Below are 21,182 nucleotides of genomic sequence, written 5' to 3'. Positions count from 1 at the left end.
AGCTGTCCCTCCCCAATCGGGTGATGGTACAGCATATGTAATCTACGCCTAATCGGTGTTTTTTGGAGTCCACCGATTTGCATCGCGTGTATTGAATTTATGCATGACTTTGTCGTGTGCCTGCGCGAGATCGATCCCGAGCGAGTTGGCAAAACAAATCGTGATAAACAAAATATCCCCAAGCTCCAGTTCAATGGAATTGTCTGCTTCGGATGCTTTCTTCGGCTTTTCACCGAACTCGTGGTTGACTTCCCGAGCAAGCTCTCCAACCTCTTCCGACATACGGGCCAACATGGCCAGTGGACTGAAGTAGCCCTCCTTGAACTGGGAGATGTAGAGGTCAACCTCGCGCTGCATTTCTGCGATGCTTTTCTCCATGAGAACGGATTCTCCTTTTGAAATTGTGTCGTATTTGTTCCTAATATATCAGTTATTCCGTTTTACTTCCACCATCATAAGGCACAAATCATTTTTAAAGAATCAATAAATAGGTATACTATATGGGAAGTATTGCTTCATCATTAATTTACATATGGAGAGGGATCTTATGAGCACTGCCAAAACATGGGTTCAATTCAAACTGATTCTCCCTATTCTGTTGGGTACCGCTTTGTATGCCTTTGGACTGCTGTACTTTATTATTCCCAACCAGCTGATGGAAGGCGGCGTCACAGGGATCACCGTCCTGTTAAATTATGCTTTCGGCCTCTCTCCTTCTCTGACAACCCTTGTTATTAACGTTCCCCTCTTTCTGGTCGGACTCAAAATATTGGGTGGCAGACAGATGATCTACACGGGGGTGGGGATCGGTGCGCTCACCGTGTTTCTGTGGTTATTTGAGAAAATGATTCACTTGGGGTGGATTGAGCCGCTCCATACGGAGAACGATCTCTTGCTGGCGGCACTTTATGCAGGTGTCACTCTTGGTGCGGGCCTTGGCATTGTATTCCGCTCCGGTGGAACGACAGGCGGCTCCGATATTATCGCACGGATTCTCAGCCGGAAATATGGATGGAGTATGGGCCGGATCCTGCTGGGGATCGATTTTATTATTATTGGCATCTCCCTGATCTACATTCCAAAAGAAAAAATACTGTATACGCTGGTTGCCGTATTTATCGCTTCCAAAGTTATCGACTTTATTCAGGAAGGGGCATATTCCGCTCGCGCATTTATGATCATCAGTGACCATGCTCCCGAGATTGCCGATCTGATTACCAAGGAAATGGACCGCGGCGTAACACTGATCCCAGCTATCGGTGCTTACTCCAAGCAAGCGAAACACGTTGCCTACTGCGTTATTTCCCGTCAGGAATTCAGGCGACTGCAAACCATCGTCAGGTCTGTTGACCCCCGGGCTTTTGTCATTATCAGTGACGTCCATGATGTACACGGGGAAGGCTTTAAAGAAAGCTAAATATGATATATAAAAAAAGAAAACCTCTCCCAGAAAGAGCCCATTTCGGCTTTTCTTGGGAGAGGTTTTTCTCATGGCACATAAGGTAGGTCCATTAGCGCCGGAATGGAAATATGCCTTGCTGCTGCGCACGATACTTGCGATATCCCGCATAGCTGAGTGCAGCTACAATCACAGACGTAATAAACAGTCCTGCCGCTCTCCGATTCGGCCCCTCAACAAATGGTACAAATGCGCTCTCATCCTTTTCGCGTCCAAACAATTGATTCACCAGCTCTTCACCATGGGATAGCATGCTTTGCAGCTGAGCCACATCTGGCTGTTTGGCTGCAGTCAGCCCTTTGGTGTGAGACAACCAGGCATCCAATTGAGCTATCTCGTATGGTTCTCGGCGAATCATGGCCGCCGGACGAATCGTTTCATAATGTTCCTCCAGCACCGCATATTGGCTGGAGAGCGCTGCTCCATTATCATGTCGATTCACAGCGGTTGATAAGGCCTGAAGGTCATTTTGCACAATTTTATAATATTGGAGCCATAATGGTTTGGCTGGGTTAGCAAGACTGTCGGCAGCCAGTCTCAGTTTGGCAGAAGCTTGCTGTAGACCGGTATCGTCACTTTTAACGCGGACAGCTGCTTCTTTAACTTCCACGATGGTTTCGGATATGGCATGTATGCCTTCGACCGTCGTCTGGCCTTCAAACGAGATATGTTCCAATCTTTCGCTAATACGCATAATGCTGTTTCTGACTTCCTCAATATTATGCTCCAAGGCATGTCTGTAGAGTGAAGTCGCTTCCTCATTAAGCTGCTGAATAGAACTATTGACGAGAACCTGCTGGTCCGCCCCCCCGTCATTCCCTTTACTTTGAGCAGATACACTGTATGACAAGTTCGTCCAGAACAACAGAGTCATGAACGATACTACCATTAATCCGGTTTTGATCCAGAACGTTCTCTTCATGGACATCCCCCCCATCACCAATGTATGGCGGGGTAGAGCAGCTTAGAACAAGCTTATGAAATCAGGTTCGTTTAGCCTGTCTCAATGCAAGCCATGCACACAAGATGCTGACCAGTGTCAGTCCGAATGTAAAATTACGTACACCATCCAAATGCTCATAAAGCGAACCCGGAAGCCAAGGGAAAATATCATATGTATAATCCATCGTATCGTTCAATAACGTCCATAGACTGGCAATAAGCAGCGCCACCCATCGGAAACCAAAAAATCTTACATAAATCAACGCTTCAATGGCCATGGCACTGTGTGAAGCGATCAGCATCCAGTCCTGCCAATGGGGTGAACCTCCCTGCATCCAACCTGCAAAAATAATGGATACGGCCCACACACCATATTTCACCGATGTGACCACAGCGAGAGCTTGAATAACATGTCCAATTCTGTTGAGTACAACCGATTTGGGTTTATACAAGACCCATAATAAAGCAAGTGTAAAAAATAAACTCGCTGTTGGACTGTCAGGGACAAATACTACCTGCCACAGCGGCTGTTCAGCCAGTGTTCTCTCCAACTGATCTCCGTACCATATGTAACCATAGACGGTTCCTACCGCATTACACCAAAACAGAAGCCACAGGAAATACCGATTGGTTAAAAACTCCCGGCTCCAGAAAAACGATAAAGACACGTTCGCTGCCCCTTCCTTCTTTCAGTTTCTATGAGCTATAAATCGCTGGTTGGTAAAACTCCTCAAAAAAAACCTGACCGCAACAACAGTCAGGTTTTTGGCTTAATTCGATTTTACTGTTCTGCCTTCTGTTTCGCAAGCCATTCCGCAAGGTGGTTGATATCGTCGTCTGTCAGACCTTGGGCGATGGCGTTGTCATACTGTGGCTGCATGCTGTTATATCCTTCTTTGATAATGGTCAAGATCTCTTCCTGGCTGTGCTTGTCACCAACACCACGAAGAGAGGGACCAGCAGCACCCTTCATATCAGCAGCATGGCAAGATACACATCCTGCCTTCTTGAACGTTTCCATCGCAGGATCGTCCTTCTCGACGATAGCCACTTCTTCCTTTTGGCCCGGTGCATTGGAAGTTGGCAGTCCTTGTTCATGCTTCTCCAGCGCTTCTTCCTCACGCTGAATATGTTCAGGCTTCTGACCTGTCGCTTCTAACTCGTGCGTGTAGTGCGTCCATGCCACATTCGTCAGATAAAACACGGAAATGATCGACAAGACCATCAGGGATGAAGCAATGGGACGCCTGTAGAACCGTCGCTCCTTGCCTGTATCCAAGAACGGGGCAAGGAGTAAAGCACCGAAGGCCACCCCACTGACACCCAACACACCGAGCAGGACATAATCGCCTGAAGCGTATGGATATTTCAGATATTGATACAGAAAAAGGAAATACCAGTCCGGCATAGGAATAACGGATGCACTAGGGTTAGCGGGATAACCAAGTGGTGCAGGTTCAGAAATGGTCAATACCAGAATACCCACCAGTACAACAACGCCAACCATCCATTCCTTTAGCAAAAAGTTAGGTATAAATGCCTCGGATTTGCCTGGATACGCCGTATAGTCTGGCGGGGTAATGAACCCTGCCCCTTTGCGGACGCGTGAATCACCGACAAAGATAATCTTCTCCTGATCATCAGACTTGTGACCGTGAGCCATTACGATTCCTCCCTTCTCAGATTATAGTGGTCCCGAAATGCCCTGTCTGCGGATCATAATAAAGTGTCCGACCAGAAGCACCAGGAGCACAGCTGGGAGGAAGAAGACGTGTAGGGCAAAGAAACGCGTTAACGTCTGCGCACCTACAATGGTTCCACCTTGCAGGAATTCCTTAATAATTGGCCCCAGCCAAGGAACGGTATTGGCAATTTCCAGAGTAACCTTGGTTGCAAAGTAGGCTTTGTTATCCCATGGCAGCAGGTATCCTGTCAATCCCAGACCCAGCATGACGAAAAAGATCAGCATGCCCACGACCCAGTTCATTTCACGCGGTGCTTTATAAGAGCCTGTGAAGAACACACGCATCGTATGTAAAAACATCATTACGATTACCAGACTCGCTCCCCAGTGGTGCATGCCGCGCACAATTTGGCCGAAAGCTACTTTGGTCTGCAAATACTCGACACTGGCATAGGCATTGATGATATCAGGCACATAGTACATTGTCAGAAACATTCCTGAGAGAATCTGAATTACGGTGATAAAGAACGTCAATCCACCAAAGCAGTAGACGAATGCGGAAAAGTGATGAGCCGGGTTTACGTGCTCTGGAACTTCATGATCCGCAACGTCCCTCCAGATTGGCGTGATATCGAGACGCTCGTCAATCCAGTCATAGACATTTTTAAACATCTGCGTTCACGCCTCCTATTTCACTCGGGTGTTCGGAACAATCTCGCCCAGATAAACCCAACCCTGATCCTCCTTGACCACATATTCATCCAGCGGTTTCGGGGCTACGGCAAGATTTTTCCCTTCCTTGTCATAGTGCGCGCCATGGCAGGGGCAATGATACTCATCAGGATAATTTTTGTCACTGTTCCAGCCCACTGTACAACCCAAATGTTTACAGATTGGTGAAAGCGCATAAATTTTACCCTGCTCATCCTTACGAATCCATGCCACTAGCGAAGCATTACTCAAATACCAACCATCCTGTTGCTGCAGTTCGAATGTGAATTCTTGAGGTTCGTTCGTAATTTTGCTGATTTCAGCTACTTTGACAGAAGTGCCTTCTCCCTTATGTTGCAAAATCGGGTCCACCGCAAAACGGACCATGGGAAGAATCGCACCGGCGGCCATATAGGCTGTAGCTCCACCAAGCGTGTACGTCAAAAACTGCCTGCGTGACATTTCCTTCCGGCTTGGCGGTTTGTTCGAGGCTTCGTGCTGGTCATGCTCACTGCTCATACTGTCTCCAACCCCCTTTGTCAGCCAACTCTCTCATACGTTTTCATTATCAGAAATTCCACGACTTACTAGAACATACATAATCATATAGTAGCCCTAGAACACCGTCAAGAATTTGTCACACATTTTTAAGCTTCAATTGTAAGCGTTATTAAAAAAGTGTTGATAAATTGTCACAATTATAAATCAAAGTTAGCTTTTCCACATCTCCCGGACTTTTTCCCCGACAAAACTCGCTATTTTCATTTCATCCATTTGCTCAGTCAATTGGGAACGACTAAAAACAAGATCTGCACACGGAATTTTATCCAGTTCCAAACAACCATCAGATGTCATTATCACCACAAATTTGAATCCGGATTGCTTAAGCTGCTCACATATGGTGTTTAATGCCATTGACATTTCCTGAAAAGCAAAATGAAATGCGGGATACGTCATGATTCGTCCCTTGAATGGAACCTCAATCGTGTCCAGAAAATCTCTAAGCCTCTCTAACGCCTCCGTAACTTCAGCCGGAGACTGATTTCCCGTAAGACCGGTAAATGGGATAAGGCATGTATCCAGATAGAGTTGCAGTTCAGCCCAGCTGTCATGAGTCATCTCACTGAATTTCAATTCCCTATTTCCCCTCTCTATCCATTTTATTCCCATATTATATATGAGCCTTCGATGTAAATCTATAGATTCATTCGAAACCTCTCTATATGAAACAAAAAAAGAAATGCGTATTGACGCATTTCCTGTTTTATCTGTTTTAATCATCAGTTTATGGTTTTCAGTTCATCCGTCAGACTCCGGAAAGCTACTTCGTCTCCGGTAGCCAACGCCTTATCGATTTCCATATACAGCTTCTCGCTACGCTGTTTACGAAGCGCTTCGTCCCACACCATCTCAGCAGCCAGCCCCAACATGACTTCATACGTAACTTTCATTTTATCCAATAGGATGCACCTCCAAAACGGATTTAAGAGCTCCTATATTCCTTACCTTTGGCAACATAACCAAGTGATGTCCTGGACATCCGCTCAAGGTCGGCATCCGTCAGTTCACGGATCACTTTGGCCGGTGTTCCCAAAGCCAGGGTATAGGGCGGAATTTTAGTATTTTCAGTTACAACAGAACCGGCCCCGATTAGTGTATATTCACCAATTTCGGCTCCGTTGAGAAGGATGGCTCCCATACCAATCAGTGAGCCTGTTCCAATGTGACAACCGTGAATAATCGCAGCATGTCCCACGGAAACATCGTCCCCCAGAATCAGAGGTTGATTTGTATTGACATGTCCTACAGCATTGTCCTGTATGTTACAGCGTTGCCCAATCAAGATTGGTGCCATATCAGCCCGCAGTACTGCATTGAACCAGACCGTCGACTCTTCTCCTATTTTCAGATCACCTATCAGCTTGGCCCCTTCAGCCACATACACCGAAGAATGAAGCTGTGGTTGTTGACCTTTGAACGGAATTATCATCAGTATCACTCCTTAATTTGGGAGTGATTTTAGCAACATGTCCTCTAAATGTCAAACATTACAGGAGTCGTGTCTCCGGACAGCGATCTGCAGGATGCCGCCAAACGTAAGCCCCAGGCCGTCATTTGCACGGTTACTCCACTCTCCTGTTCTCCAATGCGAAGCATACCCAGATGCAGCATCATTTTGATGACTCTTGTTTCATAAATGGTCTCCGGCGTGTCGTAATAAAATGGCTGTATCAACGGACCAATCTGACGAAACAAAGACTCTGCTGTGGACCAATCCGGTGCACATTCCCCTGTCCAGTAGACGATGGAGGACAAATTTGGAATAGCACCTTTATAAAGTCTTAACCAAAACCGAAATAGCTGTATCATTTCGGCAGTTTTCTCTGCCCCCAGCTTGTCTTCGCCAGATGCAGACAGTTTCAGCAGTCCTTGTTCTTCCCGAACTAGGCGGTGGTGAAATGCATAATCGTATAGAAATGCAAAACGGTCTGGATAATCCTTGAAGGAACGGCCGTAGCCAAACCTCCAGCCTGCTTTTCCAACCAATGTCTCGCTGACATGTAGATGATCCATCACCTGCTGCTGGGAACGACGGTACATCATGCCCTCTGCGTTCAAGGGGATCTCATGCTGCTGAACAAATTGCAGAAACAACTTAAGATCGTCTACAAGCAGATGGTACTCATCCCTATACATGGGTGGTTCACTTGTCTTTTTAATACCCGCCTTCAGGTGAGTTGATAACACATCCCGGAATCTCATTTTCAAATCCTGGGGCACCTGATACAGGTACTTGGTATGCTGTGTTGTTCCGTTAAACAACCACCCGCTCTTGGTGAAGCGAACAATCAGATCGCGCGGACTGGCGCCAGCGTCGCTTTCCTTTTTGTCCATCGACTGACGTGCAATGGCGACAAGTTCTTCCATCCCAAAGTATTGACGGGGATCAAATAGCAGGTTGTTCAGAAAACGCAGATGCGCCACGTTCAGTTCGCTAACCTGTTGCTCAAAAAATCGCCTGCTGCCCAATGTCGTGAGAATACTCTGGATGAGTTCATGTTTGGAATTCGGCTTACACTCACATTGGTAATAGTCTGCTATACGATTAAGCTGGCCGATATCGGCAAAAGTAAGCATATCCGCTAGATTCATGGGTCCATCGCCTCGCCGTTGACTACTATTTGGCTACTGATTCGGGGCCTGAGTAGTTTGGTTTTGTAAACATGTTTGACGGAATTCCAAGGATCTAAACCTCTTTGCACAAATCTTTTATCGTTTTAACCATACTATGCCCTAACTTGTCTGCTCAGAAGAAAAATGAGAGGCTCGAAATGATATAGAACGACAGCTTCGCTGTTTGAAAACAAAAAAAAACAATCTGAGTCCAATTACTCAGATTGTTTGGCCGAATCCAAAGATAGATGTCGTGTGCAGTTATATAACAAGGGACTCCAGTCGTCCTTTTCTTTTTCCAGAATAGTAAGCGACAAGTTTCCAATTCGTTCCGTATAGCGGTCTTTGTACAAGGCAGATAACAGATTGGCCAGAAAAGCCCCATGCGTCACAATCAGCACATTTTTGCTTGGATATGCAGCCCATAGATCCTCCAGGAACGCTAAAGCCCGTGCCTGTATATCAACAATCTGCTCCTGTCCCAGATCCAGCGTCTCCCAGGTTGTTCCCCAGCGGGCGATTCGTTCATCCGAGGTCAGACCCTCGATTTGACCGAAACCTCTCTCTTTCAGACGTGCATCCGGATCAAGCATAGGCACATTTAGCAGTTTAGAGATGATCTCTCCTGTCTCCTGCGCACGGGATAAACCACTGGTGATGATATAGTCCCACTGATACTCCTCAGTCAACAGACGGCTTCCCAGCCGTTCTGCCTGCTGACGCCCTTCTGCATTCAAAGGGATATCAGTCTGCCCCTGAATACGTCCTGCAGCATTCCAATCAGTAAGACCGTGACGAATAAGCCCAATCCTCATCTCATCCCTCATTTCTCTATACGGTGAACGGCAGGTAGCTATGCGCGTGCACCTTGTTTACGTTTGTTCGTCGTACGATGCATGCGCCCCAGTGAAAACAGAGCCATGCCTATGGCAAGCAGTGACAAGGCCATCCAGTATCCCGGATAAGCAGGTCCCATACTTACGACAAAAGGTTCAATGATGCTCCCTCTGTCTGCCCCTGGCATGTTGTACTGGTACATGCTTGAAGCCGTCAGATCACTTCCAGCAACAGCTGTTTCGAGTATCCCCGTAGAAACAACGCTTTGCTTCTGCTCAGCTTCAGATACTTCTGGCTTAAACATCGCCATGTACAAGAAACTGCATAAAAAAATGGCCAGAAACGCAGCAATCCACAAAGACATATGCTTGCGGATCGCAGCAGAGAATCGATTCACCTTTGCCTCTTCAGGCAAAAGCCATGGTGACTCCGCATAAATGCGGTCCATTACATTGCGATTGACTCTCTCTGCCTGCTGCTCTGTCACGGGTTCCGGTATGCTGTGCAGCAATATTTGGGCTTCTTCCCAAACCTCAAACTGCTGCGAACAGTCCTCACAACCATCCAGATGGGCATGAAATACAATCCGCTGCGGATGATTTGCCGGCAAGTCCCAGATCAGTGCAAACAGGTCCTGGGCTTCATTGCAATTCATCGGTTCTTCATCCCTTCATATGGCTCGTACACCGGTTCGAAGAAATAAGGCTCCAATTGAGTTTTTACGCTTGATCTTGCTCTGAACAATAACGATTTTACAGAACTGACGCTCTGCCCAAGAATATTGGCAATCTCCTGGTAGTCTAGTTGATCATATTCACGGAGTATTATGGCAGAACGCTGCTTCTCCGGTAAGTTGTTAATGGCATCTCTAACCAGCATTACCCGCTCACTGCGCAGTACAGCATGCTCTGGCGCGTTCTCGGAAGGAGCAATTGGTACGATACCACTCTCTTCAAGAGGAACGCTTCCACTGCGCTGCTTGCGCAGTTCACTCAGCACCGTATTTCTCGCAATGGTGTATAGCCAAGTTGAGAATGAAGCATCCACCTCACGGAATGAGTGCAAACTGCGGAACGCCTTATAGAAAGTCTCAGAACAGAGATCTTCCGCAAGCAGCTCCATATTGGAACTTTTCAACATATGATATACGAAAGCCAGTATTTTACGCTGATAACGACGCATCAGCTCGGAATATAACTCCAGGTTACCTTCCTTGATTTCTCGAATCAACTGGGAATCCGTCATTTGAGTGCGACCCCTCCTCGCCCATCCATGTGCTTCTCCCCGTTCGACTCTATCCATGTATTACCGAACAGGCACAAAAAAGTTGCGGTTCTCACCGCATAAAACAGCGTAAGGGCCCTTCAGGCCTCTACGCCAAATTCCCCTATGTAATGGCAATTTCCCCAACGTTTCTACATTAACAGTATTTATTGTACAACGGTCAGCATCATCCTGGCAAATCTATTGTGCATCATAAAAACCCGACCTGTCATTCTTATGCAATTTATTGCGCTCGTATGACGCCATTAGAATCCATTTTGGCAAAAATGCACATTGCACACTCATTAGACGTACGAGGATTCAAAAAGGTTTCAAAATTTTAATCTTTTTTTCACACCTGAGTTGAAGGATTTTATTTCCTGAATTAACGTAAGTTATTATTATTTTTAACAAATTCACTTAAAGTGTTGACAAAATGAAAACGTATACATATAATAAAAGTACAGTATGGTTTCTCTCCACTCCTATCCAATAACTGTATTGCTCCAAGTGAGCAATGGCCGCTTATGTAAGCGGTCTTTTTTTTACCCTTTTTCAGAAACGTCATTTAACAATGGGCTATCAACATAAAAAAAGAGGGCTCTGGCCCTCTTTTTTTGCCTCTATCTTACACCCATACCTGGTATCCCAGGGAATCCAGTAAAGACTTCGCACGCTCCATATCCTCTTCCTGACGGAAGGACAAACGCATGATGCCTGGCACATCAACCCGGTTCTCAATGATCTCCAGATTACTCAGGTTGATATCATGTGTTCCAAGCTCAGTTGCGATCTTACCAATCATCCCCGGTGCATCCTGCACATCGGTATATAAATCAAACAGCGGTGAAATCATGCCTTTACGACGTTCGGGCAGCACACTGCGGAACTCACGTGCCTGACGGAACGCATCTTCTATCCCTTGACCGTTCTGGTTCTCCAGCATCTCTGTAAAGGCAGACATCTGGTTATTCCAGTCCTTCATTAAACCAAGGAGCACTTCACGGTTGCTCAGCAGAATATCACGCCACACGATCGCATCACTGGAAGCAATCCTTGTAATATCACGGAATCCGCCTGCCGCCAGCATTTTATACAGCGGGTTTGATTCGTTGTATTCGCGCACCTGATTCACAAGTGCAACCGCAATGACATGTGGCAAATGGCTGATAGCCCCCACAATATCATCATGCAGCAGCGGTTCAACCCGAACGATCTGTGCTCGCGTGTACGCTAGAAGTTCGGACAGACGGGAGTAAGCCTCTTCCGGGACATGAGCGGACGGAGTCAAAACATAGTACGCATTTTCGAAAAGCACAGCCGAAGCCGCATCCACGCCAGCACGCTCAGAACCGGCCATGGGATGACCGCCAATGAAATAGGCATCCGTCATGCGTATATGCTCCGCACAGGCAGCGATCGAAGCTTTGGTACTGCCAACATCCGTTATGATACAACCCTTTTTCAAGGGCAGCTTGGCCAATTGTTGAAAATACGATTCAAGTAAACCTACCGGCACGCACAAAAAAATAAAGTCGGCATCCTGTACCGCTTCCTCCAGAGAGAGTGTAGCGTCATCGACTACGCCACTCGCTATGTACTTGTCCTTCAGTTCAGGCAGATGTGCATAGCCCATCACGGTAACATCCGGCTTGCCTTTGAAGCAAAGCGCGAGTGAACCGCCGATGAGCCCTACTCCAATCATTGCAATTTTTAGTTTCATGGGTCCTCACTCTTTCATCGCCGGTAATTAGGGGCTTGTTATCGCCTTCTCAGCCAGCGTGTTCTCCAGTGCCTTCACAAACGCACGGTTCTGCTCCGGTGTGCCAACAGACACACGAATGTATGTCGGATAGACTTGGAAGCCAGGGCGCACAATAATGCCTTGTTTGAGCAAGGATTGGAACGCGTCTTTGGATGGCATATCCAGATCCACCATGATGAAGTTGCCTTGCGAAGCAAAGTATGGCAATCCAAGCCGTGTAAACTCATTTTGCAGGAAATCACGCTCAGATGCATTCATCTCTGCACATTCCTGAACAAATTTTTGATCCAGAAGTGCAGCTGTTGCTGCAGCCTGACCAAAACGCGATGTGTTGAACGGCTCACGGACACGGTTGATCAGATCGATTACTTCCGGACGCGCGATACCATATCCAATGCGTAGTGATGCCAGACCATAAATTTTGGAGAAGGTTCGTAATATGACCAAATTCGGATAACGTTCCAGCAACGATATACTCTGTGGATAATCCGCATCGGTTACAAATTCATAATAAGCCTCGTCCAGCACAACCATGACATGAGCAGGTACACGATCCATAAATGACGTAAGTTCCTGTTCAGAGATGATCGTTCCTGTTGGGTTATTCGGGTTACATACCCATACCACCTTGGTTCTGTCATTAATTTGCGCAAGCATGGAAGACAGGTCATGGGTTCCATCTTTAAGCGGTACTTCAATCGTCACAGCACCTTCAATGTCAGCATTGCTTTTGTATACGGAGAACGTCTGATCCGCCATGACGGTCTCATCTCCTGGGAGGAAGAAGGCACGGGTAATCAGGGCTATAATCTCGTCCGATCCACAGCCAAAAATAATGTTGCTCCGTTCCACGCCCAAATGCTTCGCCAGCACCCCTGTCAGTTCTACCGCACTGCCGTCAGGGTACAGGCTAACATTGGCCAACTCTCTCGTAATGGCTTCCAGTACGGCAGGAGAGCTGCCGTATGGATTTTCGTTGGAGGCCAGCTTGATGACTTGCTCAAGCCCCAGTTCACGTTTCACTTCTTCAATCGGTTTGCCCGGTTGGTACACAGGCAGATTGACAATCTGGGATTTCGGTTTCAACCCGACCGCCTCCTGTAATTAAGTTATAAATCACATGCCGAAACATGTACCGGGAAATATAACACGTCGTTATGTCCCTATCCTTTTAATTGTGCCACAAAGTTGCGAATTTGCAACAGTCCGGTCTCACGGGTATCGGGATTCCCAAGAAGAGGAATGGCTTCTTCGACCTGGCGGACGATGGCGCTTCCCACAACAACTCCGTCACAAATGCGGGAAAACCGTTCCACCTGTTCATGGCTCGATATGCCGAACCCTACCGCTACCGGCAGGTCTGTAAAACTTTTTACAGTTTCAATAAAGCTCTCCACCCCATCGAAAAAGGAAGCTCTCTCCCCCGTTACACCCAGTGAAGAGACGCAGTAGATAAAGCCTCGTGCTCCTGTCACGATGCGCTCAATGCGCGCGTTGGATGTAGGGGCCACAAGTGGAACAAGATGCACACCAGCGGCGTCCGCACGGCGGCGCATATCCTCTGCTTCCTCAATCGGAAGATCAGGGATGATCATGCCACTGATATCATGTTTGACAAGCTCATCAAAGAACAGATCGAGTCCAGTTTGCAGCACTGGATTGTAATAAGTAAACAGCACAAATGGCAGTTTCACTCCAGCCTCGCGTGCTTTGGCTGCTGTTTCCATGCAGGTACGAATGGAAATCTGGCTTTTCAAGGCCCGCTCGGATGCTCGCTGAATGACAGGACCATCCGCAAGCGGATCAGAATAGGGAACACCAAGCTCCAATATGTCCGCTCCGGCCTGTTCAAGCTCCTTAATAATATCTATTGTGGTCTCCACATCGGGATCGCCAACGGTCAGGAATGGAATGAGTGCTGTTCGATTTTGTTCCTTTAAACGCTGGAAGGCCTGGTCCATAAGGTTCATGCCAAATTCCCTCCCGTATATTTCATAATGGATTCAACATCTTTGTCTCCCCGGCCCGACAAGCAGATGACAACGATATCATCCGCTGTAAGTTCAGGTGCAAGTTTAACGACCTGAGCAACAGCATGTGCAGACTCCAGCGCCGGAATAATGCCTTCCGTACGGCTGAGCAATTGCAGCGCATCCAGTGCCTCCTGGTCTGTAATCGGTACGTATTTCGCACGTTCAATGTCCTTCAGGTAGGAATGCTCCGGTCCAACTCCTGGATAATCCAGACCCGCAGAGATGGAATGTGCCGGTTGAACCTGTCCATATTCATCCTGAAGCAAATAACTCATGGAACCCTGAAATACGCCGTGTGTCCCTTTACTCATGGTTGCTGCGTGGAATTCAGTGTCCACACCTTTGCCCGCAGCTTCAACACCCACAAGTTTCACATCCTGATCTCCGATAAACGGATAGAACATGCCGATCGCATTGCTTCCGCCACCGACAGCCGCAACGATAACGTCTGGAAGACGCCCTTCGATATCCTGAATCTGTCTGCGTGTTTCATCTCCGATAATCCGTTGAAAGTTACGCACCATCATGGGATATGGATGAGGGCCAACAACGGAGCCCAAAACATAGAACGTATCCTCCACGTTGCTAACCCAATAACGAAGTGCCTCATTACCTGCATCCTTCAGCGTTCGTGTGCCTGATGTCACTGGAATCACTTCTGCCCCAAGCAGCTTCATTCGGAATACGTTTAATTGTTGACGCTCTGTATCTTCTTCACCCATAAATACTTTGCACTCAAGACCCAGTAGAGCGGCAACGGTCGCTGTGGCAACGCCATGCTGTCCTGCACCCGTTTCGGCAATGACTTTCTTTTTCCCCATGCGTTTGGCAAGCAAACCTTGTCCGATCGCATTGTTGATTTTATGTGCACCCGTGTGATTCAGATCTTCGCGCTTCAGGTAGATCTTGGGTCCTCCCAAATGGCGAGACAATTGTTCCGCGTGGTACAGCGGCGTCTCCCGTCCGGAGTACTCGCTCAGCAAATAATTCAGTTCCTTATTGAATTCCTCGTCTTGAGAGTAACGACCGTAGGCCTCTTCCAATTCGATTAGAGCGTTCATTAGTGTTTCGGGTACAAAGCGGCCTCCGAAGGGACCGAAACGACCGTGTTGATCCGGCAATTGATGTGTCATGCCTGCTTCACCCTTTCTACAAATGCTGTGATTTTTGCAATATCCTTCACGCCATCAGACTCCACGCCGCTGGAAACATCGACGCCGTCTGGTGCATAGTTCTGTATCAGCTGCTTTACATTTTCCGGCTGTAATCCCCCAGCTACAAACAACATAATTCCATGTTGAACTGCCCATTCGGCATAAGCGGGGATACGTTCCCAGGCAAAGGTTTTACCGGAACCTCCTCCGTACAGTGGATCATAAGTGTCAAGTAATATGGCATCCACAACGCCTAGATAAGGATCGAGTACCGTCGCGTCAGTATCGTTCGCTCCCGCTCCCGTTTCATGCTTAGGAAAAGAAAGAGCCTTAAACACCTCGGTGCCAAAGCGCTGCTTCACATGCCTACAAAACTCCGGAGACTCCTGCCCATGCAACTGGATGACATCCAGGCGAGCCACCTCCATAATACCTTCGAGCTCTTCGAACGTGGGATTCACAAATACTCCCGCCAGTTTCGGCCGCTCTAACGCTGTCCAGTTCATTAGTACCGTTCTTAACTCGGCTGCCTTTTGCGGTTCGATTCGGCGACGGGACTCGGCAAAGACTACACCAATGTAATCAATCGGCAAGTTTATCATCGATTTTAGCACTTCAACGTCCTGAAGTCCACAAATTTTTACTGCCGCTGCCGATTCCCTAGGCGGCCTGTTATCTCTGCCGCCTGTACCGTCATACTTGAAAGTATTCATTCTTTTGGCCCCATCAGTTCATAGACGGCTGCTTCCACGTCATCCTTGCGCATCAGATGTTCTCCAACAAGGATACCCTGCACACCAGCCTCTATTAGAGATTCCAAACGCTCCGGACCGTCAATTCCACTCTCACTGATTAACGTTACACCATCCGGAATCAATTCCATCAGATCAAGCGTTGTACTCAGACTGGTTTCGAACGTCTTCAGATTGCGGTTGTTGATTCCAACAAGAGTTGCCTGCGGTATCTCCAGTACCTGCTCCAGTTCGGTGCGATCGTGTACTTCAATCAAGGCATCCAGTCCAATGCTTTTGGCAAATAACAGATACTGACGGATCTGCTCCGGTGTCAGTATGCTTGCAATTAGCAAAATGGCATCTGCACCAAGCAGCCTTGCCTCGGCGATCTGGCGCTCATCAATAATAAAATCCTTACGCAGCAGCGGAATATTTACAGCCTGATGAATGGCCTGCAAATATTCTCCACTACCTTGGAAGTAGGAGACATCTGTCAGTACAGAGATGCAATCCGCCCCTGCCCGTTCGTAAGCGGAGGCAATTTCTACCGGATGGAAATCCGGACGAATGAGCCCTTTGGATGGTGAAGCCTTCTTCACTTCGGCTATAAGACCCAGTCTCCGGTTCCGTTCCTTCGATAATGCCCGCTCAAACCCACGAGTAGCCGGCAGTGTTTCGATTGCCTTCAAGGCCTCATCCATATGAAACGTTTGAGCCAATACTTCAACTTCTTGTTGTTTCGTTGCTACGATTCGATCAAGATACATGACTGTACGCCTCCGTTGTGTGTATTAACTGTTCCAGTTTCATCGCTGCCCTGCCTGAATCCACAGCATCTGCCGCCATGGATACACCTTCTGCAATGGTCTCTGCAAGACCTGACAGGTAGATGCACGCTCCTGCATTTAAAAGAACGACATCACGGTAGGCACTCCGTTCCCCGCGGAAGATTCGTTTTATAATTTCGGCATTCTGGAGAGCATCTCCTCCAAGAACTGCTTCAAGTGGATGAAGAGACAAGCCCATATTCCGCGGATCAATGTCATACGTATGAACCTCACCATTACGCAGTTCGGATACCTGAGTGGGTGCGGATATGCTGATTTCATCCAGCCCGTCATGACTGGCAACTACGAGTGCTCTTTTTAAACCTAAGCGATTAAGTACTTCAGCAATCATCGGCGTGCGGCTGCGGTCATACAACCCGAGCAGTTGACGATCCGCCCCCGCAGGATTGGTGAGAGGTCCAAGCATATTGAAAATCGTACGTACACCCAGCTCTTTGCGCGGGGCAGCCGCATGTTTCATGGACGGGTGGTACACTTGAGCAAAACAGAAGCAAATGCCGATTTCATCGAGACATTGTCTCGCCTGTTCTCCATTAAGATGAATATTGACACCCAAGGCTTCCAGCACATCCGCACTGCCAGCTTTACCTGAAGCGGATCGATTGCCATGTTTCGCTACACGAACAGAGACTGCTGCTGCAATAATGGCTGAGGCTGTTGAAATATTGAACTTGTGAATACCCGATCCGCCCGTTCCGCAAGTATCCAACAAACCGCTTCCGTCAGTAAGTATTCGACCACCCTGTCCGCGCATTGCTTCGGCAAAACCGGTGATTTCGTCCACCGTTTCCCCCTTCATTCGAAGAGCCATAAGCAACCCGCCGATCTGAGCCGGAGTAGCTTCACCTCTCATGATCGAGTACATCAAGTCACGTGCTTCCGCCTGTTCGAGGTGGTTGCCCTCCAAAATTTTGGCAATGCCTTCCTTCATCCCTTCGGTTTGGCTATCTGCGGATGCAGATCGCTTGGATTCTTCATTTATCACTGGGTTCATATTCATATCCGGTCTCTCCTCTCTCAGTTCTGTGCAGCGGTGGCTGAAGTTACAAAATAGTCTGCGTTGGCAAGTGTAAGGGTGCTATCCTTCTCTTTAGGCGGAAACATCGCTTCTGCCGTACGAATGGCCTTAAGTAATGCTTTCGCCTTATTGACGGTTTCTTCATATTCATTCTCAGGTACCGAATCCCAAACGATTCCTGCTCCGGCCTGCACATATGCTTTTCCTTTTTTGAAAATGATGGTCCGGATCGTTATGCAGGAATCCATGTTTCCCGAGAAACCAAGATATCCGATAGCGCCTGCATAAGCACCGCGCGCTTCTTTTTCCAGCTCTGCAATAATTTCCATCGCACGCAGCTTCGGTGCGCCGGATACCGTTCCTGCAGGAAGGCAGGAGAGAAATGCATCGAAGAAATCCTTGTCTTCCCTGAGCTCACCCGTGACATTCGAGACCATGTGCATAACGTGGGAGTAACGCTCAATTTCCATGAACATGTCACACTTCACGCTGCCAAACTTGGATACCCGGCCCAGATCGTTGCGCCCCAGATCAACCAGCATAAGATGTTCCGCTCGTTCCTTCTCATCCTGCAGCAAATCGGTTGCAAGTGCGCGATCTTCCGTTTCGGTCGCTCCTCTTGGACGTGTGCCGGCAATCGGTCGTGTCTCCACACGATTCCCGTCCACCTTAACCAGTGCCTCTGGTGAGGTTCCAACGATAATTTCGTCATCCATTTTCAGATAATACATATACGGTGATGGATTCAATGTCCGAAGAACACGATACACATGAAGCGGAGAAACTTCGGTATCGATGTGGAAGCGCTGGGACAATACGACTTGAAAGATATCACCAGCACGAATGTATTCCTTGGCTTGCTCCACATTGCCGATAAACTGTTCCTTCGTGAGGTTCGAACGAATATCCCCCAGATCAACGTCTCCCGGTATGGATCGCGGATTCAGGTTTTCCCCTGGTCCTTGCTGCTGCAAACGCTCTGCGGCCTGTTCGAGCTTTTCTGAAGTCGCTGCGTAGGCTTGCCTGATATCCTCATCCGTTGCCCCTTCTTTTACGTGCACATTTCCAACAAGCAGCATTTGCTGTTTCACATGGTCAAACACGATAATCTGGTCACAAAACATGAAACGAATATCATCCATATTCAGATCATCCAGGGCATGGGCTGGAAGCTTCTCATAATACTGCAGCAGATCATATCCAAAAAAGCCAATCGCCCCGCCTGTAAATGGAGGCAGTTCATCATCTTTGGGACTACGATACTTGCGCAGCAGCGCTTTTAATTCTTCAATCGGTTTGCCTGGCAGTTCACGCTTCTGGCCTGCTTCTTCCACTACAATCCGGCCCTTTTTGGCCGAAATCATCAGGAACGGATCGGTACCAATGAAAGAATATCTCGCCCATTGAATGCCGCCCTCCACACTTTCCAGCAGAAATGCCCGGTCGTTGTCAGCATAACGACGGAAAATTCGGATGGGGGTCTCCATGTCAGCCAATATCCGTTTGACTACCGGAATCAGATTATATTCATTCGACATTTTCAGTACTTGATTAACGTTTGGCGTTATCATCAGATCACGTCCTTTCAGATTAGGTAGAAGGAAGTCATGGGTTATATACAACAAAAAAACCTCTACCATCAGGTAGAGGTTCTGGTTTATAAGCTGTTTTCAACAGGTTCGTGCTTCATAAATAACAAGTCCCTATACATCCACGCCGGATTATCAGATCAGTCTCACGTATGAACGTCATACATCCACCAACCAGCACGTCTTGAAAATGGTATCACAAACCCTCATGCGTCACGATTTCCATTACAAATGTGAAATGGAAAGGTAGCCATAACGAGCTTATACCAAAACAAAACGGTGTCTCTGGACACGTTTCATATGTGGTTCCTGTTTCTTCTAATCCTGTAGCACGACGTACCGCGAATCAGTTGGCCGATATTGTTACTCGGCTACCACCCGCTGGACTCTGCTATATACTCCACTATCTCAGCTGCTCTCAGCTCAACTCATACTCTACTCAACTGGTTCTCACTATACATCATTCAGAACGGTTTGACAACCACTCCATGTTTATGAATTTGAAGGTGCAGCCAAATCAGGGCGCAATGACTGCGCACCATTCAGGTATACATGATTCATTTCATGTTGATCTTTGGCCGTGTTGACATGTACCATGAAACGAATACATTGCGGTAAAGCACCTTGAACAGGTACTTCCAGTGCACACATCAAAGGCACCAGTTCCCAGCCATCCAGTTGACGAATCGCCTTCGCTGGAAAGGCTGCATCCAAATCACCAGTCATTGTAATCCAGACGCTGCAAATATCTTCCGGTTGAATGTCGTTGCGGTCTACAATCTCCTGCAGCAATACCGCCGTTTCCTTCAAAATCTGTTCTTCATTATTTTGCGTGACTGTTGTTGCCCCGCGAATTCCCCGTGTTACCATCGCTATTCAGCTCCCTCTTTAAGCAATTCAATGACATCCCGAACTGCCGATACGGGCACGTCTTTCACAATTCTCGCTGCACCGATCCGATCCGGGATAATGAAGACCATATGTCCTTCACGGAATTTCTTGTCATGCATCATGGCATCCATCAACGCATCCGTATCCAGATGTTTCGGCATGGTCACCGGTAGTCGCAGTGAACGAAGCATGCGCACCGTATCGTCATAGAGCCCCGCGGGTGCACCAAGCTTCTCGCCTAGCAAAGCCGATCCGGCCATACCGATCGAAATGGCTTCGCCGTGCAAAAATTCGCCGTATCCAGCTATCGCCTCAATGGCGTGTCCAATGGTGTGTCCCAAATTCAACAGTGCTCGCTCTCCGTTTTCGCGTTCATCCCGAGACACAATTTCCGCCTTGATGCCACATCCGCGTTCGAGTCCGTAACCGAGTGCTTCCGGATCAAGCCCGAGCAACTCTTCAGCGTGCTCTTCACACCAATGTGCAAAAGCTTCGTCCCGAATCAGCCCGTGCTTCAGCATTTCCGACAATCCGGCTGAAACATCGCGCGGCGGCAAGGATTGAAGTGTATCCACATCATAGAGCACAAGCTCAGGCTGATGGAATGCACCGATCATATTTTTGGCTAATGGATGGTTAACGGCAACTTTGCCACCAACACTGCTGTCGTGCGCAAGAATCGTTGTAGGTACTTGAACAAATTTGATTCCACGCATATATGTAGCAGCCACGAATCCAGCGAGATCCCCCACAACGCCTCCGCCTAATGCAATAATGGCCGAACTCCGGTCCAGCTTGCCTTCAATGGCGATCGTCATCATGTCCTGATACACTGAAAGGGATTTTGATGTTTCCCCGGAAGGAACAACTGCCGAAACGACTGTATAGTCAGCCGCTCGCAGCGTTTGTTCCAGACCAGCCAAATACTTGGGAGCCACATTCTCATCCGTAATAATGAGCAGCGGACTTTTTTTCGTCAAACCGTATTGTTCAAAGAATTGCGGCGCCTCCGCCAGCAGACCACTGCCAATCAGAATGGGATACGAGCGTTCCTCCAACTGAACTGTCAGCTGACGCATA

24 protein-coding genes are annotated in these 21,182 nt (G+C 47.8%); 1 reads left to right on the top strand and 23 read right to left on the bottom strand.

Annotated elements, in window-relative coordinates; translation table 11 throughout:
• Positions 1–48: 48 nt before the first annotated feature.
• On the bottom strand, positions 49–378 hold the full coding sequence (locus AAIH57_RS19345; protein ID WP_056696770.1) for a nucleotide pyrophosphohydrolase: 330 nt from the start codon (positions 376–378) through the stop codon (positions 49–51).
• Between the two features lie 169 nt (positions 379–547).
• On the opposite strand from AAIH57_RS19345, the gene AAIH57_RS19340 reads away from it, so the two are divergent.
• Positions 548–1,417 carry a YitT family protein gene (locus tag AAIH57_RS19340; RefSeq protein WP_430022667.1) on the top strand — a complete coding sequence of 290 codons (870 nt, stop codon included), beginning with the start codon at positions 548–550 and terminating at the stop codon, positions 1,415–1,417.
• A 94-nt stretch (positions 1,418–1,511) separates the two neighbouring features.
• On the opposite strand, the gene AAIH57_RS19335 is transcribed toward AAIH57_RS19340, so the two are convergent.
• The 22 genes from AAIH57_RS19335 to aroB form a co-directional block, all read right to left on the bottom strand.
• On the bottom strand, positions 1,512–2,381 hold the full coding sequence (locus AAIH57_RS19335) for a sporulation protein YpjB (RefSeq protein WP_430022666.1): 870 nt from the start codon (positions 2,379–2,381) through the stop codon (positions 1,512–1,514).
• A gap of 61 nt (positions 2,382–2,442) precedes the next feature.
• A complete protein-coding gene (locus tag AAIH57_RS19330; RefSeq protein WP_430022665.1) occupies positions 2,443–3,069 on the bottom strand; it encodes a DUF1405 domain-containing protein in 627 nt (208 codons plus the stop codon).
• A gap of 113 nt (positions 3,070–3,182) precedes the next feature.
• Complete coding sequence (locus AAIH57_RS19325) at positions 3,183–4,064, bottom strand: c-type cytochrome (protein ID WP_430022664.1); 882 nt, start codon at positions 4,062–4,064, stop codon at positions 3,183–3,185.
• A gap of 21 nt (positions 4,065–4,085) precedes the next feature.
• Complete coding sequence (gene qcrB, locus AAIH57_RS19320; RefSeq protein WP_017687726.1) at positions 4,086–4,757, bottom strand: menaquinol-cytochrome c reductase cytochrome b subunit; 672 nt, start codon at positions 4,755–4,757, stop codon at positions 4,086–4,088.
• Between the two features lie 15 nt (positions 4,758–4,772).
• The gene (locus AAIH57_RS19315; protein WP_175397868.1) at positions 4,773–5,315 is read right to left on the bottom strand and encodes a ubiquinol-cytochrome c reductase iron-sulfur subunit; all 543 of its coding nucleotides are present in this window, start codon (positions 5,313–5,315) and stop codon (positions 4,773–4,775) included.
• Between the two features lie 192 nt (positions 5,316–5,507).
• Complete coding sequence (locus tag AAIH57_RS19310; protein WP_175397867.1) at positions 5,508–5,930, bottom strand: DUF2487 family protein; 423 nt, start codon at positions 5,928–5,930, stop codon at positions 5,508–5,510.
• Between the two features lie 146 nt (positions 5,931–6,076).
• A complete protein-coding gene (locus AAIH57_RS19305) occupies positions 6,077–6,256 on the bottom strand; it encodes an IDEAL domain-containing protein (RefSeq protein ID WP_095292837.1) in 180 nt (59 codons plus the stop codon).
• Between the two features lie 23 nt (positions 6,257–6,279).
• Complete coding sequence (locus AAIH57_RS19300) at positions 6,280–6,786, bottom strand: gamma carbonic anhydrase family protein (protein WP_175397866.1); 507 nt, start codon at positions 6,784–6,786, stop codon at positions 6,280–6,282.
• Between the two features lie 44 nt (positions 6,787–6,830).
• Complete coding sequence (locus tag AAIH57_RS19295) at positions 6,831–7,949, bottom strand: hypothetical protein (protein WP_175397865.1); 1,119 nt, start codon at positions 7,947–7,949, stop codon at positions 6,831–6,833.
• A gap of 236 nt (positions 7,950–8,185) precedes the next feature.
• Positions 8,186–8,785, bottom strand: a complete 600-nt coding sequence (locus AAIH57_RS19290) for a histidine phosphatase family protein (RefSeq protein ID WP_175397864.1) — start codon at positions 8,783–8,785, stop codon at positions 8,186–8,188.
• Between the two features lie 38 nt (positions 8,786–8,823).
• The gene (locus tag AAIH57_RS19285) at positions 8,824–9,462 is read right to left on the bottom strand and encodes an anti-sigma factor family protein (protein ID WP_430022663.1); all 639 of its coding nucleotides are present in this window, start codon (positions 9,460–9,462) and stop codon (positions 8,824–8,826) included.
• Entirely contained in the window at positions 9,459–10,052 is a 594-nt protein-coding gene (locus AAIH57_RS19280) for an RNA polymerase sigma factor (RefSeq protein WP_095361919.1), read from the bottom strand. The genes AAIH57_RS19285 and AAIH57_RS19280 overlap by 4 nt, the downstream gene beginning before the upstream one ends.
• Positions 10,053–10,698: 646 nt before the next feature.
• Positions 10,699–11,793 (bottom strand): prephenate dehydrogenase, encoded by a 1,095-nt coding sequence (locus AAIH57_RS19275; RefSeq protein WP_175397861.1) that lies wholly within the window; start codon positions 11,791–11,793, stop codon positions 10,699–10,701.
• Between the two features lie 27 nt (positions 11,794–11,820).
• Positions 11,821–12,921, bottom strand: coding sequence for a histidinol-phosphate transaminase (gene hisC, locus AAIH57_RS19270; protein WP_430022662.1), 1,101 nt, complete (start codon positions 12,919–12,921; stop codon positions 11,821–11,823).
• 77 nt (positions 12,922–12,998) lie between these two features.
• Complete coding sequence (gene trpA / locus AAIH57_RS19265; protein ID WP_430022660.1) at positions 12,999–13,805, bottom strand: tryptophan synthase subunit alpha; 807 nt, start codon at positions 13,803–13,805, stop codon at positions 12,999–13,001.
• Complete coding sequence (gene trpB / locus AAIH57_RS19260; protein WP_413035386.1) at positions 13,802–15,001, bottom strand: tryptophan synthase subunit beta; 1,200 nt, start codon at positions 14,999–15,001, stop codon at positions 13,802–13,804. Before trpB ends, trpA begins: the two co-directional genes overlap by 4 nt.
• The gene (locus AAIH57_RS19255) at positions 14,998–15,735 is read right to left on the bottom strand and encodes a phosphoribosylanthranilate isomerase (RefSeq protein WP_430022659.1); all 738 of its coding nucleotides are present in this window, start codon (positions 15,733–15,735) and stop codon (positions 14,998–15,000) included. The genes trpB and AAIH57_RS19255 overlap by 4 nt, the downstream gene beginning before the upstream one ends.
• Positions 15,732–16,523: an indole-3-glycerol phosphate synthase TrpC gene (trpC, locus tag AAIH57_RS19250; protein WP_430022658.1), complete on the bottom strand. Its 792-nt coding sequence runs from the start codon at positions 16,521–16,523 to the stop codon at positions 15,732–15,734. Before trpC ends, AAIH57_RS19255 begins: the two co-directional genes overlap by 4 nt.
• On the bottom strand, positions 16,513–17,535 hold the full coding sequence (trpD, locus tag AAIH57_RS19245) for an anthranilate phosphoribosyltransferase (protein WP_430022728.1): 1,023 nt from the start codon (positions 17,533–17,535) through the stop codon (positions 16,513–16,515). Before trpD ends, trpC begins: the two co-directional genes overlap by 11 nt.
• A gap of 86 nt (positions 17,536–17,621) precedes the next feature.
• Entirely contained in the window at positions 17,622–19,193 is a 1,572-nt protein-coding gene (gene trpE / locus AAIH57_RS19240; protein ID WP_175397855.1) for an anthranilate synthase component I, read from the bottom strand.
• 510 nt (positions 19,194–19,703) lie between these two features.
• Positions 19,704–20,081, bottom strand: coding sequence for a chorismate mutase (gene aroH / locus AAIH57_RS19235; RefSeq protein ID WP_175397854.1), 378 nt, complete (start codon positions 20,079–20,081; stop codon positions 19,704–19,706).
• Positions 20,082–20,083: 2 nt separating this feature from the next.
• Entirely contained in the window at positions 20,084–21,181 is a 1,098-nt protein-coding gene (gene aroB / locus AAIH57_RS19230; protein WP_430022657.1) for a 3-dehydroquinate synthase, read from the bottom strand.
• Position 21,182 lies beyond the last annotated feature (1 nt).

Origin of the sequence: Paenibacillus sp. MABNR03, assembly GCF_050455445.1 — a bacterium.
Classification (GTDB): domain Bacteria; phylum Bacillota; class Bacilli; order Paenibacillales; family Paenibacillaceae; genus Paenibacillus; species Paenibacillus xylanilyticus.
Note: the sequence above shows the minus strand (reverse complement) of the source record. Positions and strands in the feature narration are given on the sequence as shown.

Coding starts and splice junctions, on each gene's coding strand:
- AAIH57_RS19345 (WP_056696770.1), bottom strand. CDS start 378: ATGGAGAAAAGCATCGCAGAAATGCAGCGCGAGGTTGACCTCTACATC.
- AAIH57_RS19340 (WP_430022667.1), top strand. CDS start 548: ATGAGCACTGCCAAAACATGGGTTCAATTCAAACTGATTCTCCCTATT.
- AAIH57_RS19335 (WP_430022666.1), bottom strand. CDS start 2,381: ATGAAGAGAACGTTCTGGATCAAAACCGGATTAATGGTAGTATCGTTC.
- AAIH57_RS19325 (WP_430022664.1), bottom strand. CDS start 4,064: ATGGCTCACGGTCACAAGTCTGATGATCAGGAGAAGATTATCTTTGTC.
- qcrB (WP_017687726.1), bottom strand. CDS start 4,757: ATGTTTAAAAATGTCTATGACTGGATTGACGAGCGTCTCGATATCACG.
- AAIH57_RS19315 (WP_175397868.1), bottom strand. CDS start 5,315: ATGAGCAGTGAGCATGACCAGCACGAAGCCTCGAACAAACCGCCAAGC.
- AAIH57_RS19300 (WP_175397866.1), bottom strand. CDS start 6,786: ATGATAATTCCGTTCAAAGGTCAACAACCACAGCTTCATTCTTCGGTG.
- AAIH57_RS19295 (WP_175397865.1), bottom strand. CDS start 7,949: ATGAATCTAGCGGATATGCTTACTTTTGCCGATATCGGCCAGCTTAAT.
- AAIH57_RS19290 (WP_175397864.1), bottom strand. CDS start 8,785: ATGAGGATTGGGCTTATTCGTCACGGTCTTACTGATTGGAATGCTGCA.
- AAIH57_RS19285 (WP_430022663.1), bottom strand. CDS start 9,462: ATGAATTGCAATGAAGCCCAGGACCTGTTTGCACTGATCTGGGACTTG.
- AAIH57_RS19280 (WP_095361919.1), bottom strand. CDS start 10,052: ATGACGGATTCCCAGTTGATTCGAGAAATCAAGGAAGGTAACCTGGAG.
- AAIH57_RS19275 (WP_175397861.1), bottom strand. CDS start 11,793: ATGAAACTAAAAATTGCAATGATTGGAGTAGGGCTCATCGGCGGTTCA.
- trpA (WP_430022660.1), bottom strand. CDS start 13,805: ATGAACCTTATGGACCAGGCCTTCCAGCGTTTAAAGGAACAAAATCGA.
- trpB (WP_413035386.1), bottom strand. CDS start 15,001: ATGACACATCAATTGCCGGATCAACACGGTCGTTTCGGTCCCTTCGGA.
- AAIH57_RS19255 (WP_430022659.1), bottom strand. CDS start 15,735: ATGAATACTTTCAAGTATGACGGTACAGGCGGCAGAGATAACAGGCCG.
- trpC (WP_430022658.1), bottom strand. CDS start 16,523: ATGTATCTTGATCGAATCGTAGCAACGAAACAACAAGAAGTTGAAGTA.
- trpD (WP_430022728.1), bottom strand. CDS start 17,535: ATGAAGGAAGGCATTGCCAAAATTTTGGAGGGCAACCACCTCGAACAG.
- trpE (WP_175397855.1), bottom strand. CDS start 19,193: ATGATAACGCCAAACGTTAATCAAGTACTGAAAATGTCGAATGAATAT.
- aroH (WP_175397854.1), bottom strand. CDS start 20,081: ATGGTAACACGGGGAATTCGCGGGGCAACAACAGTCACGCAAAATAAT.
- aroB (WP_430022657.1), bottom strand. CDS start 21,181: ATGCGTCAGCTGACAGTTCAGTTGGAGGAACGCTCGTATCCCATTCTG.